The following is a 16427-nucleotide window of genomic DNA, read 5'->3' on the forward strand; positions in this document are numbered from 1 at the left end:
GGGCTGGCCGCCACGGTTGCCGTTGGCTGCACCGTTGCCGCGCTGGCCGCCTTCGGCAGCCCGCGTGCGCGGCTGGCCGCCCTGGGCTTGCCGCGGCGCAGCCTGCGCTTCGCGCGCCGGGCGCTGGCGCTGGGCGCCCTCACCTTCGTTGCCGGCCGGACGCGCCTGGGCGCGTCCGCGGCCCTGGCCTTGTCCTTGCCCCTGGCCACCACCGCCACGCTGTTGGCGGCCCTTCTGGATCGGCTCGGGTGCGATGCTCGGGTCGACCTCGAAGCCCGGCAGCACAGTCTGCTCGAGCTTGCGCTTGATCAGGCGTTCGATATCGCGCAGCAGCGCAATCTCGTCCACGCAGACCAGCGAGATCGCTTCGCCCTCGGCGCCGGCGCGGCCAGTGCGGCCGATGCGGTGCACATAGTCCTCGGGCACGTTGGGCAGGTCGAAATTGACCACGTGCGGCAGCTGGTCGATATCGATGCCGCGCGCGGCGATATCGGTTGCCACCAGCAGCCGCAGCGTGCCGGACTTGAATTCCGACAGCGCGCGCGTGCGCGCCGACTGGCTCTTGTTGCCATGGATCGCCAGTGCCGACAGGCCGTCCTTGGTCAGCTGCTCGGCCAGGCGGTTGGCGCCGTGCTTGGTGCGGGTGAACACCAGCACCTGGTGCCAGTCATGCTGACGCACCAGGTGGGCCAGCAGTTCACGCTTGCGCTCGCGGTCCACCGGGTAGACGCGCTGGTCCACGGTCTCGGCCGTGGTATTGCGCCGCGCCACCTCGATCGAGGCCGGGTTGTTCAGCAGGCGGTCTGCCAGCGCGCGGATGTCGTCGGAGAACGTCGCCGAGAACAGCAGGTTCTGGCGCTTGGCCGGCAGCACGTTGAGGATCTTGCGGATATCGTGGATGAAGCCCATGTCGAGCATGCGGTCGGCTTCGTCCAGCACCAGCAGTTCCACCTGCGACAGGTCGATGGTGCGCTGGGACACGTGGTCCAGCAGGCGGCCGGGCGTGGCCACGACGATCTCGACGCCGCGCTTGAGCTGCTCGATCTGCGGATTGATGCCGACGCCGCCGAACATCACCATCGAGCGCAGGCGCAGGTACTTGCCGTAGTTGCGCACGCTCTCCTCGACCTGGGCGGCCAGTTCGCGCGTGGGCGTCAGCACCAGTGCGCGCACCGGCAGGCGGGCCGGACGCTGCGCGCCATTGGCGCCGCGCGCCGCGGAGTCGGACAACAGCTGCAGCATCGGCAGCGTAAAGCCGGCGGTCTTGCCGGTGCCGGTCTGCGCGCCGGCGAGCAGGTCGCCGCCCTTGAGGATGGCGGGGATCGCCTGGGCCTGGATGGGAGTCGGCGTGGTGTAGCCCTGTTCGGCCACGGCACGCACAATCTTGTCGGACAAGCCGAGTTCAGAAAAAGACATGAATTGCTGCTTGGGCCATCGCTGCGCACGCGGTGCGCCAAACGCCGGATGGCTCCTGGTAATCGGATCGGAATCGGAACGCGAACGCCGGGAAGCCGGCATGGCAGGGCACCGGCCCGCCCGCGAAGGAAAGAGCGGTAGTGTACCAGTCCGGGACCAGCGGGTTCTGCACCGCGCGCGGCCCCGCATGCGCGCCGGCGCACATCGGGTCTGCGCGGGTGGCGCTGCGCTATCATGACAGCCTCTGCCCGCCCCTCTCCGGCTCCGCACCCGCTCCACATGTGCCCCGGAAAGCCGCCATGCGCTTGCGTTTCCTCGAAGACCAGGAAGTCACCCTGTTCGCGGCCATCCCGGTCGGGATCGTCGCGGCCATTGCCACCACGCTGTTCAAGGAGGCGCTGGATGGCGCGGGCGTGGTCCTGTTTTCCAGCCATGCCGACGTGGTCGCCGTATTCGCCACGCTGGCGCTGGCGTGGCGTGTGGTGGTGCCGGCCGTGGGCGGCGCGCTGGCGGGCAGCCTGCTGGTGCTGGCCAATCGCCTGGCCGGCAGCCACGGCGGCGCCACCGACTACATGGAAGCGGTGGCCAGCGGCAGCGGCCGCCTGCCGGTGCGGATCACCTTGCTGCGCGCGCTCTCGTCGTTTTTCTCGATCGTCAGCGGCAGCTCGGTCGGCAAGGAAGGCGCGATGATCCAGCTGGCGGCGCTGTGCGGCTCGCTGTTCCCGTCGACCCGGCTGGAACGCGGCGGCGGCTCGAACATGCGCCGCATGCTGACCGCCTGCGGGGCCGCGGCGGGCCTTGCCACCGTTTATCACACCCCCTTCTCCGCTGCCGTCTTCGTTGCCGAAGTGGTGTTCGGGGCGCTCGCGGTGCAGCGCCTGATGCCGCTCTTCCTGGCTTCGGTGGCCGGTGCCATGGTCAGCCAGTGGCACGGCGGCCTGCAGCCGCTCTACCCGGGCCTGGATATCGCCCCCGACCTGCGCCCGCACATCCTGCTGGCCGCGGCCGCGCTGGGCGTGGCCGCCGGCATTGCGGGCGCGCTGTTCATGCGTGCGGCGGGCTTTGCGCGCAGCCGCTTTGCAGCGATGCCTGGCGGCCCGGTGGCCCGGCTGACGCTGGGCGGGGCGCTGGTCGGCGTGCTCGCGATGGCGGTGCCCGAGGTGGTTGGCAACGGCTATTCCACCATCCAGACCATCCTGCAGGAGCAGCCGCTGAGCGTGCCGGTGGCCGGCGTGCTGCTGGCCAAGCTGGTGGCTACGGTGATCAGCATGGGCTCGGGGGCGGTCGGCGGCGTGTTCACGCCGTCGCTGTTCGTGGGGGCGGCGCTCGGGCAGTTACTGGCCATCGGCATGCAGGGCACGGCGGCCGCTGCGGCGCCGCTGCTGCCGCTGGTGGGCATGAGCGCGTTCCTGGCGGCCACCAGCCAGGCGCCGCTGATGTCGGTGTTGATGGTGTTCGAGATGACGCTGGCGCCCGCGCTGCTGCTGCCGTCGATGATCGGCGCAGTGGCGGCGTACTACACCGCGTCACGCTGCCAGACGCTGTCGCTGTACAGCGTGATCGCCGAGCGCGCGCAGGCCTCGGCCGCGGCCGAACACGCCCGCACGCTGACGCTGGCGGGCCTGTGCGACCCGACCGATACCGTGCTCGACCCCAACGCCACCCTGTCGGCCGCAGCCGACAAGTTTGCCGAGACCGGCACGCGCTACCTCTATCTGGTCGAAGCGGATGGCCGCCTGCTGGGCGCGCTGTCAATCCATGCGCTGCAGCGCGCCCAGCGCGAGGGCGCCGCGGACGACGTGCTGGCGCTGGCCGAGCGCGACTTCCCCGCGCTGACGCCGGATTCGCGCCTGCGCGACGCCCTGGCGGTGTTTGCCGAGCACGGCATCAACCGCATCCCGCTGGTGCGCGACAGCGCCGGCCGCGAACTGATGGGCACGGTGTCCAAGCAGCGTGTGCTGCAAGAGGCATCCTGCCTGTTCTGAGCCCCGCCGCATCGCCGACCCGGCCAGGCCGCCAGCGGGGTAAAATGCCGGGTTGCGCCCGCCTTTGGGCGTTTCCCGCCAACGCGTCGTCCCATTTGTCGGAGTTCTCCCCCATGCCAGCAGGTCGTGATGCGCGCCGCGAGGCGCCGGAGTCTGTCCAACCCGGGCGCGCCCGCAGGCTGTTGCCAGCGCTGGCCTGCGCCGCCGCCCTGCTGCTCGGTGCGGCAAGCGCGATGGCCCAGCCGGTGCGGGCGATCCCGGACGATGCGCAGGCGGCCAGGCTCGTTATCGCCACGCCGTCTGCCGGTGCCCCGCAGACGGCCACGCTCGACGGCAAGACCGTCGGCGTGGCGCCGGGCCTGCGCCTGTTCGGCTCCGACAACCAGTTGCTGGCCAGTGCCGCGGTGGCGGGCCAGAAGCTGCCGGTGCGGTACAAGCTGGACCTGTACGGCCAGTTGCTGACCGCCTGGGTGCTGAGCGAGCCGGAACAGAAGGCGCTGAAGAAGAAATCGTAGTCCCCCGGAAGTGCGACCAGCGTGCCCCACGCGCCGGCCGTGTTGTTGCAACATCCTGATGCCCCCAGGTCAACCACTGAGATCGGCATATGAAGAAAGTTTTCGTCAAGACGTACGGCTGCCAGATGAACGAGTACGACTCGGACAAGATGGTCGACGTCCTCAACGCCAGCCAGGGGCTGGAACCCACCGACAACGTCGAAGACGCCGATGTGATCCTGTTCAACACCTGCTCGGTGCGCGAGAAGGCGCAGGAGAAGGTGTTCTCGGAACTGGGCCGGATGAAGGCGCTCAAGGCCGTCAAACCCGACCTGGTGATCGGCGTGGGCGGCTGCGTGGCCAGCCAGGAAGGTGCCAGCATCGTCTCGCGCGCACCCTATGTCGACGTGGTGTTCGGCCCGCAGACGCTGCACCGCCTGCCCGACCTGATCGCGCGCCGCCAGCGCACCGGCCAGTCGCAGGTGGATATCTCCTTCCCCGAGATCGAGAAGTTCGACCACCTGCCGCCGGCACGCGTCGAAGGCCCGAGCGCCTTTGTCTCGATCATGGAAGGCTGCTCCAAGTACTGCAGCTACTGCGTGGTGCCCTATACCCGCGGCGAGGAAGTGTCGCGCCCGTTCGAGGACGTGCTGGCCGAAGTCGCCGGCCTGGCCGAACAGGGCGTGCGTGAAGTCACGCTGCTGGGCCAGAACGTCAACGCCTACCGCGGCAAAATGGGCGACACCACCGAGATCGCCGACTTTGCGCTGCTGATCGAGTACGTGGCCGAGATCCCCGGCATCGAGCGCATCCGCTACACCACCAGCCACCCGAAGGAATTCACCTCGCGCCTGGTCGAGCTGTACGGCCGCTGCGACAAGCTGGTCAACCACCTGCACCTGCCGGTGCAGCATGCGTCCGACCGCATCCTGATGGCGATGAAGCGCGGCTACAGCGTGCTGGAGTACAAGAGCATCATCCGCAAGCTGCGCGTGCTGCGCCCGGATATGTCGATGTCTTCGGACTTTATCGTGGGCTTCCCCGGCGAGACCGATGCCGACTTCGAGAAGCTGATGGCGATGATCGAAGAGATCGGCTACGACACCTCGTTCTCGTTCATCTTCAGCCCCCGCCCGGGCACGCCCGCTGCCAACCTGCACGACGACACCCCGCACGAGGTCAAGCTGCGCCGGCTGCAGCGCCTGCAGGCCACCATCGAGGAAAACGTGCAGCGCATCAGCCAGAACATGGTCGGCACGGTGCAGCGCATCCTGGTGGAAGGCCCCGCGCGCAAGGATCCGACCGAGCTGCACGGGCGCACCGAGAACAACCGCGTGGTCAACTTTGCGCTGCCGGGCGTGCCGCAGGCAGGCCGCGACCGGCTGGTCGGCCAGCTGGTCGATGTCAGCATCACGCAGGCCTTCCCGCACTCGCTGCGCGGCGAGATCGTGGTTCGGCAGTAACCAGGCACCATCCAGCGAGGCCATCGCCTACCGATGAAAATCCCTTCCGCAGAATTCGTCGCCCCCAAGGACGACAACACCCGGCTGCAGAACCTGTGCGGGCCGCTCGACGAGAACCTGCGCCAGATCGAGCAGGCGCTGGACGTGAACATCCAGCGCCGTGGCCACCGCATGACGGTGCGCGGCGGCAACGCGCAGGATGCGGCAACGGCGCTGGAGCGCTTCTACAACCAGGCGCGCACGCCGCTGTCGATCGACGACGTGCAGCTGGGCCTGGTGGAAACGCGCCAGCTGTCCGCGCATGGCAGCTACCTGCCCGGCAACGGCGACAATGTCGAAGAGCGCGAGATCGGCGACGAATCGCCGGTGCTGCACACGCGCCGCACCGGCCTGCAGGGCCGCACCGTGGCGCAGCGCGACTACCTGCGCAATATCCTGTCGCACGACCTGACGCTGGGTGTCGGCCCGGCCGGCACCGGCAAGACCTACCTGGCAGTGGCGTGCGCGGTCGATGCGCTGGAGCGCGACGCGGTCAAGCGCATCGTGCTGACGCGCCCGGCGGTGGAAGCCGGCGAGCGCCTGGGCTTCCTGCCTGGCGACCTGGCGCAGAAGGTCGACCCCTACCTGCGCCCGCTGTATGACGCGCTGTACGACCTGCTTGGCTTCGACCGCACGCAGAAGATGTTCGAGCGCCAGATGATCGAGATCGCGCCGCTGGCCTATATGCGCGGGCGCACGCTGAACCATGCCTTCATCATCCTGGACGAGGCGCAGAACACCACGCCCGAGCAGATGAAGATGTTCCTCACGCGCATCGGCTTCGGCTCCAAGGCGGTGATCACCGGCGACACCACCCAGATCGACCTGCCCAGGGGGCAGAAGAGCGGCCTGGTGGAGGCGCTGCACGTGCTGCGCGACGTGCGCGGCATTGCCTGCACCCGCTTTACCAGCATCGACGTGGTGCGCCATCCGCTGGTGGCCCGCATCGTCGATGCCTATGACGAATACCACGCCCAGCACAAGGACGCTTAATTGAAATCCCAGAAATCCAAGTCTTCCGCCGTGAGCCTGACCCTGTTCGACGGCGACGGCCGCGCGCGCAAGAGCGCCGCGCACGCGCTGCGCGTGCAGTTGCCCGACGGCCGCAGCCTGACGCTGGACCTGTCGCAGGCCGCCGACGGCGTGGTCGCGCTGCTGGCCGAGCACACCGACACCAACCAGCAGGCTGGCCTGCTGGTGCGCCCGGACAACCATGACTCGCTGTCGGTGGCCGTGACCGCCACGCCGGTGGTCACCACCACCGGCACGCCGGCCACCCCGCCCGGACTCGAACTCGAGATCCAGAACGGCGACGGCGTCGGCAAGCGCGCCGGCCTGCCGCCGCGCCGCAAGATCGAGACCTGGGTCAAGTCGGCGCTGTATGCCGACGCCGCGCTGACCATCCGCTTCGTCGATGAGGAAGAGGGCCGCACGCTGAACCGCACCTATCGCGGCAAGGATTACGCCACCAATGTGCTGACCTTTGCCTATGCGGAGAACGAGGAAGACCCGGTCACGGGCGATATCGTGCTTTGCTGCCCGGTGGTGGAAACCGAGGCGCGCGAGCAGCGCAAGCCGCTGGAAGCGCACTATGCGCACCTGATCGTGCACGGCGTGCTGCATGCGCAAGGCTACGAGCACGAGGAAGACGCCGAGGCCGAGGAAATGGAGGCGATCGAGACCGAAACGCTGCAGGCACTCGGTTACGCCGACCCTTACCAGGGCGATCGCACCGCGTGATCCCCGCGTAATTCCTTTCTCACGGGCGGCGCCGACCGGGCGCCGCCTGCTGCACATATTGTCGCAGGCCACCGCCCGCCGTCACGGGACGGCCAGGCTTTTAGTGTATCCTTCAGACGATCTCCACCACGCGCTCGCCGCGAAATGAACGACCCTTATCCCAGTTCGAAGCCCGCTTACCTGAAGCAGGCCGATCGGCCCAGATCGCTTCTCGAACGCCTGTCAGACCTGATTTCCCCCGAGCCGGACACCCGCGCGGAATTGCTCGAAGTGCTCCAGGAAGCGCATGAGCGCAACCTGATCGACGCCGACTCGCTGTCGATGATCGAGGGCGTGTTCCAGGTCTCCGAACTGACCGCGAGCGACATCATGGTGCCGCGCGCGCAGATGGATATGGTCAATATCGCGGATGCCCCGGAGGCGTTCATCCCCTTCATGCAGCAGACCGCGCACTCGCGCTTCCCGGTCTATGAAGGCAGCCGTGACAACATCATCGGCATCCTGCTGGCCAAGGACCTGCTGCGCTACTACACCGACCCCGCCTTCGACCTGCGCGAGACCCTGCGCCCGGCGGTGTTCATCCCCGAGTCCAAGCGCCTGAACATCCTGCTGCGCGACTTCCGCATCAACCGCAACCATATCGCCATGGTCGTCGACGAGTATGGCGGCGTGGCAGGCCTGGTGACGATCGAGGACGTGCTGGAGCAGATCGTCGGCGACATCGAGGATGAGTTCGACCTGGACGAAGACCAGGACAATATCCTGCCGATGCCCGACGGCAGCTGGCGCGTGCACGGCCTGACCGAGATCGCCCAGTTCAACGACGCCTTCGGCACCGCCTTCTCCGACCACGATGTCGATACCGTGGGCGGGCTGCTATCCAACCACGTGGGCCACGTGCCCCACCGCGGCGAGGTCATCACCCTGCCGCCGATCCGCTTCGAAGTGCTGCGCGCCGACGCGCGCCAGGTGCACCTGCTGCAGGTGCACCGGGAATCCAACGGCGACAACGCGGGCGCGGCCGGCGCATGAAGCGTTCCGCCCCGATCCTCAACGGCGCCGCCGCTGCCGACGCCGCCCCGGCGGGCGTGCCTGGCACGCGCGCGCATTCGCGCACGGCGACCATGGCGCGGCTGCTGCTGGCCGGCGTGCTCGGCATCGCCCATACGCAAGCCTTTGCCCCCCATGACTGGTGGTGGCTGCAGATCCTGTCGCTGGCCGGCCTGGCCGCGCTGATGGCCGACGCGCCGCGCGCGCGCCTGGCCGCCGCCACTGGCTATGCCTTCGGGCTGGGCTGGTTCCTGTCCGGCATCTGGTGGCTCTATATCAGCATGCACGTCTACGGCGAGATGCCGGCGTGGATGGCCGCGCTCGCGGTGGTGCTGTTCTCGGGCTTCCTGTCGCTCTACCCGGCACTGGCCGGCGCGCTGTGGCATCGGCTGACGGCGCGCCTGCCCCGGGCCACGCTGCTGGCGCCGCTGGCCTTCGGCGCTGCCTGGGGACTCACCGAATGGCTGCGCGGCGTGGTGTTTACCGGCTTCCCGTGGCTGTCGGGCGGATATGCCCATGCCGATGGCCCGCTGGCCGGCTTCGCGCCGCTGCTTGGCGTGTACGGCATCGGCGCGCTGGCAGCCGCTGTGGCGGCACTGCTGGCGGCTGCAGTACGCGGGCTGGGCCGCGGCGAGCGCGGCCGGGCGCTGGGCGCCCTGGCACTGGCACTGGCCCTGCCCGCCGCGGGCGCCGCGCTGGCGCCGCTGGCCTGGACCACGCCCGCCGGCAAGCCGCTGTCGGTGCGGCTGCTGCAAGGCAACGTGGCCCAGGACATCAAGTTCGAGCCCGCCGGCATCCAGCGCTCGATCGAGCTGTACCGCGACATGATCACCGCCGCGCCGGCCGACCTCGTGGTCACGCCGGAAACCGCGTTCCCGGTCATCCTGCAGGAGCTGCCGGTCGACGTGGCCGTGGCGGTGCGCGACTACGCGCTGGCCAGCGGCACCACGGTGCTGTTCGGCGCCGCCGGCGCCGACTCGCCGGTGGACTTCACCAACAGCGTCTTCGGCCTGGGCCCCGAGACCGAACGCCTGTACCGCTACAACAAGCACCACCTGGTGCCGTTCGGCGAATTCATCCCGCTGGGGTTCCGCTGGTTCGTCGACATGATGAAGATGCCGCTGGGCGACTTCCGCCGCGGCGGGCTCGACCAGGCCTCGCTGCCGGTGCGCGGCGTGCGCGTGGCGCCCAATATCTGCTACGAGGATCTGTTCGGCGAGGAGATCGCGCAGACGCTGCGCCAGCAGCCGGCGCCGGCCAATGTCCTGGCCAACCTGACCAACCTGGCATGGTTCGGCGACACCATCGCGCTGGACCAGCACCTGCAGATCTCGCGCATGCGCGCACTGGAAACGCGCCGGCCGATGCTGCGCTCGACCAATACCGGCATGACCGCGGTGGTGCGTCCGGACGGCTCGGTGCAGCAACGCCTGCCGACCTTCACGGTCGGCACGCTGGCGGCCGAGGTGCAGGGCATGCAGGGGCTGACGCCCTATATCCGCTGGGGGAACGCGCCGGTGCTGGCGCTGTTTGCACTGGTGCTGGGGCTTGCTGCCTGGCGTGTGCGCAAGCTGCGCGGTGCAGGCTGAAGGCACAGGAGCAGGCACCGGACCCGGCGGGATCGCCGCCGCCGTCCGGCGCTGGATTGCGGTGCCGGTGGTGGCGCCTCAGGTGGGCGCCAGCCGGTTCAGTTCAGCAGCCCGGTCGCCACGGACACGGTGGCCGCGGCGATCATGACCACGATTGCGACCAGGTAAGGTTTGCGAGAAAGAAGTGCCATGATGCCAAGTCCCCATCAATAATCAGTTACCGACAAACGGCTACTGCGGTGCCAGCCAGCAGCCGCCGTGCCCGCCATGCCGGCACGGACTGTCAATCGCAACGCTCTGAAACGGGTTGCTTACTCATACTGTATACAAAAACGTTATCGGCCAGCAGCGGCCAAACCTGAAATCCGCCTCGGTATTTTCCCGATGCGTTGCGTAGGACCGACATTGGCGGGCATCCTCCACCATCGGTGCGTGACCTAGCCGGCCCCGCCAAACGGGGCGCCTCGCCAAAAAGCCGATAGAATTCAGGGTTTGGCAAAATCCGCATGCGCCGGCTCCGGCACGCGCCGCGCGGCCTGCATGCCGGGCGCCGCGACCGCGCCCGGGTGCCTCTACCTAGTCTTCATATGCTGACCTTCCAACAAATGATTCTGACCCTGCAGGCCTATTGGGACCGGCAGGGCTGCGCGCTGTTGCAACCCATCGATCTGGAGGTCGGCGCCGGCACATCCCACGTACACACCTTCCTGCGCGCGCTCGGCCCCGAGCCGTGGCGTGCCGCCTACGTGCAGCCGTCGCGCCGCCCCAAGGACGGCCGCTATGGCGAGAACCCCAACCGCCTGCAGCACTACTACCAGTACCAGGTGGTGCTCAAGCCCGCGCCGGAGAACATCCTGGAGCTGTACCTGGGCTCGCTCGAGGCGCTCGGCCTGGACCTGAAGCAGAACGACATCCGCTTCGTCGAGGACGACTGGGAGAACCCCACGCTGGGCGCCTGGGGCCTGGGCTGGGAAGTCTGGCTCAACGGCATGGAAGTGACGCAGTTCACCTACTTCCAGCAGGTGGGCGGGATCGACTGCAAGCCCATCACCGGCGAGATCACCTACGGCATCGAACGCCTGGCGATGTACCTGCAGAAGGTCGAGAACGTCTATGACCTGATCTGGACCGAGTGGGTCGAGAACGGCGAGACGCGCCGCCTGACCTATGGCGACGTGTACCACCAGAACGAAGTCGAGCAGTCGACCTACAACTTCGAGCACAGCAACACCGAGATCCTGTTCCGCCATTTCGCCGAGCACGAAGGCGAAGCCAAGCGGCTGATGGGCAACGGCGATGGCGCCGAGGAAGGCCAGGCCGCCGGCACGCGCCTGGCGCTGCCCGCCTACGAGCAGGTGCTCAAGGCCGCCCACACCTTCAACCTGCTGGACGCGCGCGGCGCGATCTCGGTGACCGAGCGCGCGGCGTATATCGGCCGCATCCGCAACCTGTCGCGCCAGGTGGCGCAGGCCTACTACGACTCGCGCGAGGCCCTCGGCTTCCCGATGTGCGGCAACGGCGGAGCCCGGGCATGACGCAACTGGCGCGCAGCGCGCTGTGCTGCGCCATGGCGATCGCCGCGCTCGCCGCCGCCGGCAATGCCATCGGCGCGCGCGCGCAGGCGGCACCCAGCGCGCAGGTGCTGATGCTGCCGGCCGAACTGAGCAATGTGTGCGAGGCCGATCCGCAGGCGCTGCAGCTGGCCATGGCGCGCCAATGGCGCCCGTCGCTGAACGCGCTCGACCAGTGGGCGCAGCTGGTGCGCTCGTTCTCGTGCGACCTGTCCGGCCAGCGCGACCTGGGGTGGCACCGCGTGCCGCTGCGCGCCTATGAAAGCGCGATCCGCTACCCGCTGACGTGGGTGGAGATGGAGACCCGCAACGGCCGCACCCGCCGCACGGTCAAGACTTACTATTCGGCGGCGCAGCTGCCGCCGAAGATCGATTTCTGGGTGGGCGGGCGCATCGACGAGATCCGCTACGACAAGCGCCTGCGCCGCATCGACGCACGCTTCCCGGCTGCAGGCAGCCGCGGCGGCAGCAACGGCGCGGCCAGCGCCGCGGCGGCCGCGCAATGCGCCTACACCACGCTGCAATTCCGGCAACAGAACGGCCTGTGGCTGCTGTCCGGAGTGGAACCTAATCTTTCGCCGCGCTGCTGATAAGCGGCGCGCGCTACAACCTGTTGGATACGATTCATGTCGCAACCCATGACCGACTCGCTGCTGATCGAACTGTTCACCGAAGAGCTGCCACCCAAGGCGCTGGCGCGCCTGGGCGACTCCTTCGCGCAGGGCCTGTTCGCCGGCCTGGGCGAGCGCGACCTGCTTGAGCCGGGCGCCACCGTGACGCCGTTCGCCACCCCGCGCCGCCTGGCCGCGCTGGTGTCGGGCGTGCGCCGCAGCGCGCCGGACCGCGAGCAGCGCGAGAAGGTCCTGCCGCTGTCGGTCGCGCTGGACGCCAACGGCGAGCCCACCGCGCCGCTGGCCAAGAAGCTGGCTGCGCTGGCCAAGTCGGTCGGCGTTGCCGAGATCGACTGGCAGTCGCTGGAGCGCGCCTCCGACGGCAAGGCCGAGGCCTTCTTCTACCGCTATACCGCACGCGGCGCCGAACTGGCTGCCGCGGTGCAGGCAGCGCTGGAAGACACCATTGCGAAGCTGCCGATCCCCAAGGTCATGAGCTACCAGCGCCCGGACGGCAGCACCGTGCATTTCGTGCGCCCGGCGCACAGCCTGATCGCACTGTTCGGCGCCGAGATCCTGCCGGTGACGCTGCTGGGGCTGCAGGCCAGCAACCTGACCCAGGGCCACCGCTTCCTGTCGCATGGCGTGATCGAGATCGCGCATGCCAATGATTATGCGCAGCGGCTGGAATCCGCCGGCCACGTGGTCGCCAGCTACGCCGAGCGCCGCGAGCGCATGCGCGCCGCGCTGCTCAAGGAAGCCGGCGCCGACCAGGTGATCATGCCCGAGTCGCTGCTCGATGAAGTCAATTCGCTGGTGGAATGGCCGGTGGTCTATGCCTGCCATTTCGAGGAAGCCTTCCTGGCGGTGCCGCAGGAATGCCTGATCCTGACCATGCAGACCAACCAGAAGTACTTTGCGCTGACCGATGCCGACGGCCACCTGCGCAACCGCTTCCTGATCGTGTCGAACCTGGCCACCGAGACGCCGCAGTCGATCATCACCGGCAACGAGCGCGTGGTGCGCCCGCGCCTGGCCGATGCCAAGTTCTTCTTCGACCAGGACCGCAAGAAGACGCTGGCGTCGCGCGTGCCGCAGCTGGCCAGCGTGGTCTACCACAACAAGATCGGCACCCAGCTGGACCGCGTGCAGCGCCTGCAGCAGATCGCCGGCCATATCGCTGACGCCCTCAACGGCAGCGGCGTGCCGACCGACAAGGCCGCCGCGATGCGCGGCGCCGAACTGGCCAAGGCCGACCTGCTGACCGACATGGTCGGCGAGTTCCCCGAGCTGCAGGGCACCATGGGCACGTACTATGCCCGCCACGACGACGAAGCCGAAGACGTGGCACTGGCCTGCTCCGAACACTACCGTCCGCGCTTTGCCGGCGATGCGCTGCCCGCAGGCGCGGTCAGCACCGCCGTGGCGCTGGCCGACAAGCTCGAGACCCTGGTCGGGATCTGGGGCATCGGCCTGCAGCCCACCGGCGAGAAGGATCCGTTCGCGCTGCGCCGCCATGCGCTGGGCATCCTGCGCATGCTGATCGAAAAGCCGCTGGCGCTGTCGCTGTCGTCGCTGCTGGCGCTGACGCAACAGGCCTTTGCCGGCATCGCTGCAGTCAAGCCGGCACCCGACGCAATCGCCGACTTCCTGTACGACCGCGTGCGCGGCTACCTGAAGGACAAGGGCTACACCACCAACGAAGTCGAGGCCGTGGTCAGCCTGCGCCCGGACCAGCTGCACGACATCCTGGGCCGCATGGAAGCCGTGCGCACCTTTGCCGCGCTGCCCGAGGCCGAGGCCCTGGCCGCCGCCAACAAGCGCATCACCAACATCCTGCGCAAGAACACCGAACCGGTCGGCGCGGTCGATCCGGCGCTGTTCCGGGAAGAGGCCGAAGGCGCGCTGCACGCCGCCATCGAGCGCGTGCGCCCGGCCGTGGAAGCCGCCTTCGCCAGCGGCGATTTCACCGCCGCGCTGCGCGACCTGGCCCAGCTGCGCGATGCCGTCGACCGCTTCTTCAATGATGTGATGGTGATGGCCGAGGATGCGCAGCTGCGCGCCAACCGCCTGGCGCTGCTGGCTTCGCTGCACGCGATGGCCAACCGCGTGGCCGACATCTCCAAGCTGGCCGCCTGATCTCAGCCACCGGAGCCGCACATGCCGCAGACGCCGCCCAAGTTTGTCATCCTGGACCGCGACGGGGTGGTCAACCTCGACAGCGACCAGTTCATCAAGACGCCCGATGAATGGGTGCCGATCGACGGCAGCCTGGAGGCCATCGCCGCGCTGAACCAGGCCGGCTACCGCGTGGTCCTCGCCAGCAACCAGTCCGGCATCGGCCGCGGGCTGTTCGAGATGAGCGCGCTCAACGCCATGCACGAGAAGATGCACACGTTGCTCGCGCGCCTGGGCGGGCGCGTCGACGCGGTGTTCTTCTGCCCCCATACCGCCGCGGACGGCTGCGACTGCCGCAAGCCCAAGCCCGGCATGCTGGAGCAGATCAGCGAGCGCTTCGGCATCGAGCTCCGCGGCGTGCCCATCGTTGGCGATTCGCTGCGCGACCTGGAAGCCGGCGTGGCGGTCGGTTGCGCGCCGCACCTGGTACGCAGCGGCAAGGGCCAGAAGACCCTCGACCAGGGCGCCCTGCCGCCGGGCACGCAAGTGCACGACGACCTGCTCGCGTTTGCGCGCTGGCTGACCGGCAACGGCGGCGCACAGCGCCCACCCACTCATAGCGCCGGCTGACCGCCCGCATCCATTCCCTATTCGCACCCCCGCCCCCCCGCATGACGTTTCTCCGTTCCCTGTTGTTTGCGCTGTACCTGCTGGTGCTGACGCCGCCGTACGCTTGCGCCTGCTTCCTGGTGTTCCCGTTCATGAATGCCGACCAGCGCTTCCGCTTCGTGCGCGGCTGGCCCCTGCTGGTGATCTGGGCCGCGCGCGGCATCTGCGGCATCCAGTACCGCATTGAAGGCCATGAGCATATGGACGTGATGCTCGACAAGCCTGTGGTGCTGCTGTCCAAGCACCAGTCAGCCTGGGAAACCGTGGCCTACGTGGCGCTGATGCCCAAGCCGCTGTGCTTCGTGTTCAAGCGCGAGCTGCTGCTGGTGCCGTTCTTCGGCTGGGCGCTGGGCATGCTGAAGATGGTCCATATCAACCGCAAGGAAGGCACCCGCGCCTTCGCCTCGGCCGCGCGTCAGGGCCGCGAGCGGCTGGCCGAAGGCGCCTGGATCATCATGTTCCCGGAAGGCACGCGCACGCCTTCGGGCCTGGAGAAGGCGCGCTACAAGAGCGGCGGTGCGCGCCTGGCGGTGGAAACCGGCGCCTGGGTGCTGCCGATGGCGGTCAACTCGGGCCGGGTGTGGCCGCGCAATTCGTTCCTGAAGCACCCGGGCATGGTGACGATCTCGGTTGGCCCGGCGATCGCCTCGGCCAACAAGACCGCGGACCAGCTCAACCAGGAGGTGGCGGAATGGATCGAGCGCGATATGCGCCGCATCGATCCGCAGAGCTACCGGAGCGCGGCCCCGGGCGGGCCCGCCGCATGAAGCTGCTGCGACCCGCCACCGACGCCGACGGCGCGCAGCTGGAGCTGCCGCTGGCGGAGTCCGCCCAGGCGCCGCAGCCTGCGGCCCCGCCTGCGCCGGAGCCGCCGCAGCAGCCCGCCTGGCCGGTGCCGCAACCCAATGCACGCCTGCTGCGTATCGGCGAACGGCCGCTGCACTACACGCTCAAGCGCTCGGCGCGCCGCACCATCGGCTTCACCATCGACGACCGCGGCCTGTCGATCACGGCGCCGCGCTGGGTCACGCTGGCGGACATCGAGTCGGCCATCCTGGAAAAACAGCGCTGGATCTTCAACAAGCTGGGCGAGTGGCGCCACCGCGAGTCGCGCCGCATCCTGCCCACGGTGCAATGGCGCGACGGCGCCAGCCTGCCCTTCCTGGGGCAGCCGCTGACGCTGTCGCTGGAGTCGCCGCTCGGCGCGCTGCTGTTCGATGCCGACCGCCGCGTGCTGCACCTGGCGCTGCCGGGCCATGCCGACGAGCAGCAGATCAAGGACCGCGTGCAGGGCTGGCTGCAGCAGCAGGCACGCCGGCTGCTGGCCGAGCGCCTCGATATCTACGCCGACAAGCTGGGCGTGCGCCACACCGGCTTTGCGCTGACCTCGGCTGCCACGCGCTGGGGCAGCTGCACCGCCGACGGCAAGATCCGGCTGAACTGGCGCCTGATGCATTTCCCGCTGTCGATGATCGACTATGTCGCCGCGCACGAGCTGGCGCACCTGAAGGAAATGAACCACGGCCCGCGCTTCTGGCAGACCGTGGAATCGATCTTCCCCGAGTTCCGCGATGCGCGCGCGCAACTGCGGGCACACCCGCCCGAGCTGTTGCCGACTTTCTGAGCGGGCGGGAGCGGGCCGGTACGTTTCGGCCAAACGCACTAAAATGGCGCCTTCCTAT

General features: G+C 68.7%; 14 protein-coding genes. 13 read left to right on the forward strand and 1 reads right to left on the reverse strand.

Annotation, left to right across the window (positions count from 1 at the left end; translation table 11 throughout):
- Positions 1-1416 (reverse strand): DEAD/DEAH box helicase (locus C265_RS25475; RefSeq protein WP_010813858.1); only part of this gene is annotated, 1416 nt, incomplete at its 3' end.
- Between the two features lie 299 nt (positions 1417-1715).
- Here C265_RS25475 and C265_RS25480 point away from each other — a divergent pair.
- From C265_RS25480 to C265_RS25540, 13 genes are all read left to right on the forward strand, one after another.
- Positions 1716-3401 carry a ClcB-like voltage-gated chloride channel protein gene (locus tag C265_RS25480; protein ID WP_010813859.1) on the forward strand — a complete coding sequence of 562 codons (1686 nt, stop codon included), beginning with the start codon at positions 1716-1718 and terminating at the stop codon, positions 3399-3401.
- 113 nt (positions 3402-3514) lie between these two features.
- Positions 3515-3916, forward strand: a complete 402-nt coding sequence (locus C265_RS25485; protein ID WP_010813860.1) for a hypothetical protein — start codon at positions 3515-3517, stop codon at positions 3914-3916.
- A gap of 89 nt (positions 3917-4005) precedes the next feature.
- Positions 4006-5358: a tRNA (N6-isopentenyl adenosine(37)-C2)-methylthiotransferase MiaB gene (miaB, locus tag C265_RS25490; RefSeq protein ID WP_010813861.1), complete on the forward strand. Its 1353-nt coding sequence runs from the start codon at positions 4006-4008 to the stop codon at positions 5356-5358.
- Positions 5359-5391: 33 nt separating this feature from the next.
- Positions 5392-6390, forward strand: a complete 999-nt coding sequence (locus C265_RS25495; protein ID WP_010813862.1) for a PhoH family protein — start codon at positions 5392-5394, stop codon at positions 6388-6390.
- Positions 6391-7137 (forward strand): rRNA maturation RNase YbeY, encoded by a 747-nt coding sequence (ybeY, locus tag C265_RS25500; protein WP_010813863.1) that lies wholly within the window; start codon positions 6391-6393, stop codon positions 7135-7137.
- 144 nt (positions 7138-7281) lie between these two features.
- Positions 7282-8169 carry an HlyC/CorC family transporter gene (locus C265_RS25505; protein ID WP_010813864.1) on the forward strand — a complete coding sequence of 296 codons (888 nt, stop codon included), beginning with the start codon at positions 7282-7284 and terminating at the stop codon, positions 8167-8169.
- Positions 8166-9776, forward strand: coding sequence for an apolipoprotein N-acyltransferase (gene lnt / locus C265_RS25510; protein WP_010813865.1), 1611 nt, complete (start codon positions 8166-8168; stop codon positions 9774-9776). The genes C265_RS25505 and lnt overlap by 4 nt, the downstream gene beginning before the upstream one ends.
- A 587-nt stretch (positions 9777-10363) precedes the next feature.
- Positions 10364-11311 (forward strand): glycine--tRNA ligase subunit alpha, encoded by a 948-nt coding sequence (gene glyQ, locus C265_RS25515; RefSeq protein WP_010813866.1) that lies wholly within the window; start codon positions 10364-10366, stop codon positions 11309-11311.
- Positions 11308-11937: a hypothetical protein gene (locus C265_RS25520; protein ID WP_010813867.1), complete on the forward strand. Its 630-nt coding sequence runs from the start codon at positions 11308-11310 to the stop codon at positions 11935-11937. Before glyQ ends, C265_RS25520 begins: the two co-directional genes overlap by 4 nt.
- 36 nt (positions 11938-11973) lie before the next feature.
- Complete coding sequence (glyS, locus tag C265_RS25525; RefSeq protein ID WP_010813868.1) at positions 11974-14097, forward strand: glycine--tRNA ligase subunit beta; 2124 nt, start codon at positions 11974-11976, stop codon at positions 14095-14097.
- Between the two features lie 21 nt (positions 14098-14118).
- A complete protein-coding gene (gene gmhB, locus C265_RS25530) occupies positions 14119-14706 on the forward strand; it encodes a D-glycero-beta-D-manno-heptose 1,7-bisphosphate 7-phosphatase (protein WP_010813869.1) in 588 nt (195 codons plus the stop codon).
- Between the two features lie 41 nt (positions 14707-14747).
- The gene (locus C265_RS25535; RefSeq protein ID WP_011614553.1) at positions 14748-15512 is read left to right on the forward strand and encodes a 1-acyl-sn-glycerol-3-phosphate acyltransferase; all 765 of its coding nucleotides are present in this window, start codon (positions 14748-14750) and stop codon (positions 15510-15512) included.
- Positions 15509-16369, forward strand: a complete 861-nt coding sequence (locus C265_RS25540; protein WP_010813871.1) for a M48 family metallopeptidase — start codon at positions 15509-15511, stop codon at positions 16367-16369. The genes C265_RS25535 and C265_RS25540 overlap by 4 nt, the downstream gene beginning before the upstream one ends.
- The last annotated feature ends 58 nt before the right edge of the window (positions 16370-16427 follow it).

Source organism: Cupriavidus sp. GA3-3, assembly GCF_000389805.1.
In the GTDB taxonomy this organism is placed as follows: Bacteria; Pseudomonadota; Gammaproteobacteria; order Burkholderiales; family Burkholderiaceae; genus Cupriavidus; species Cupriavidus necator_D.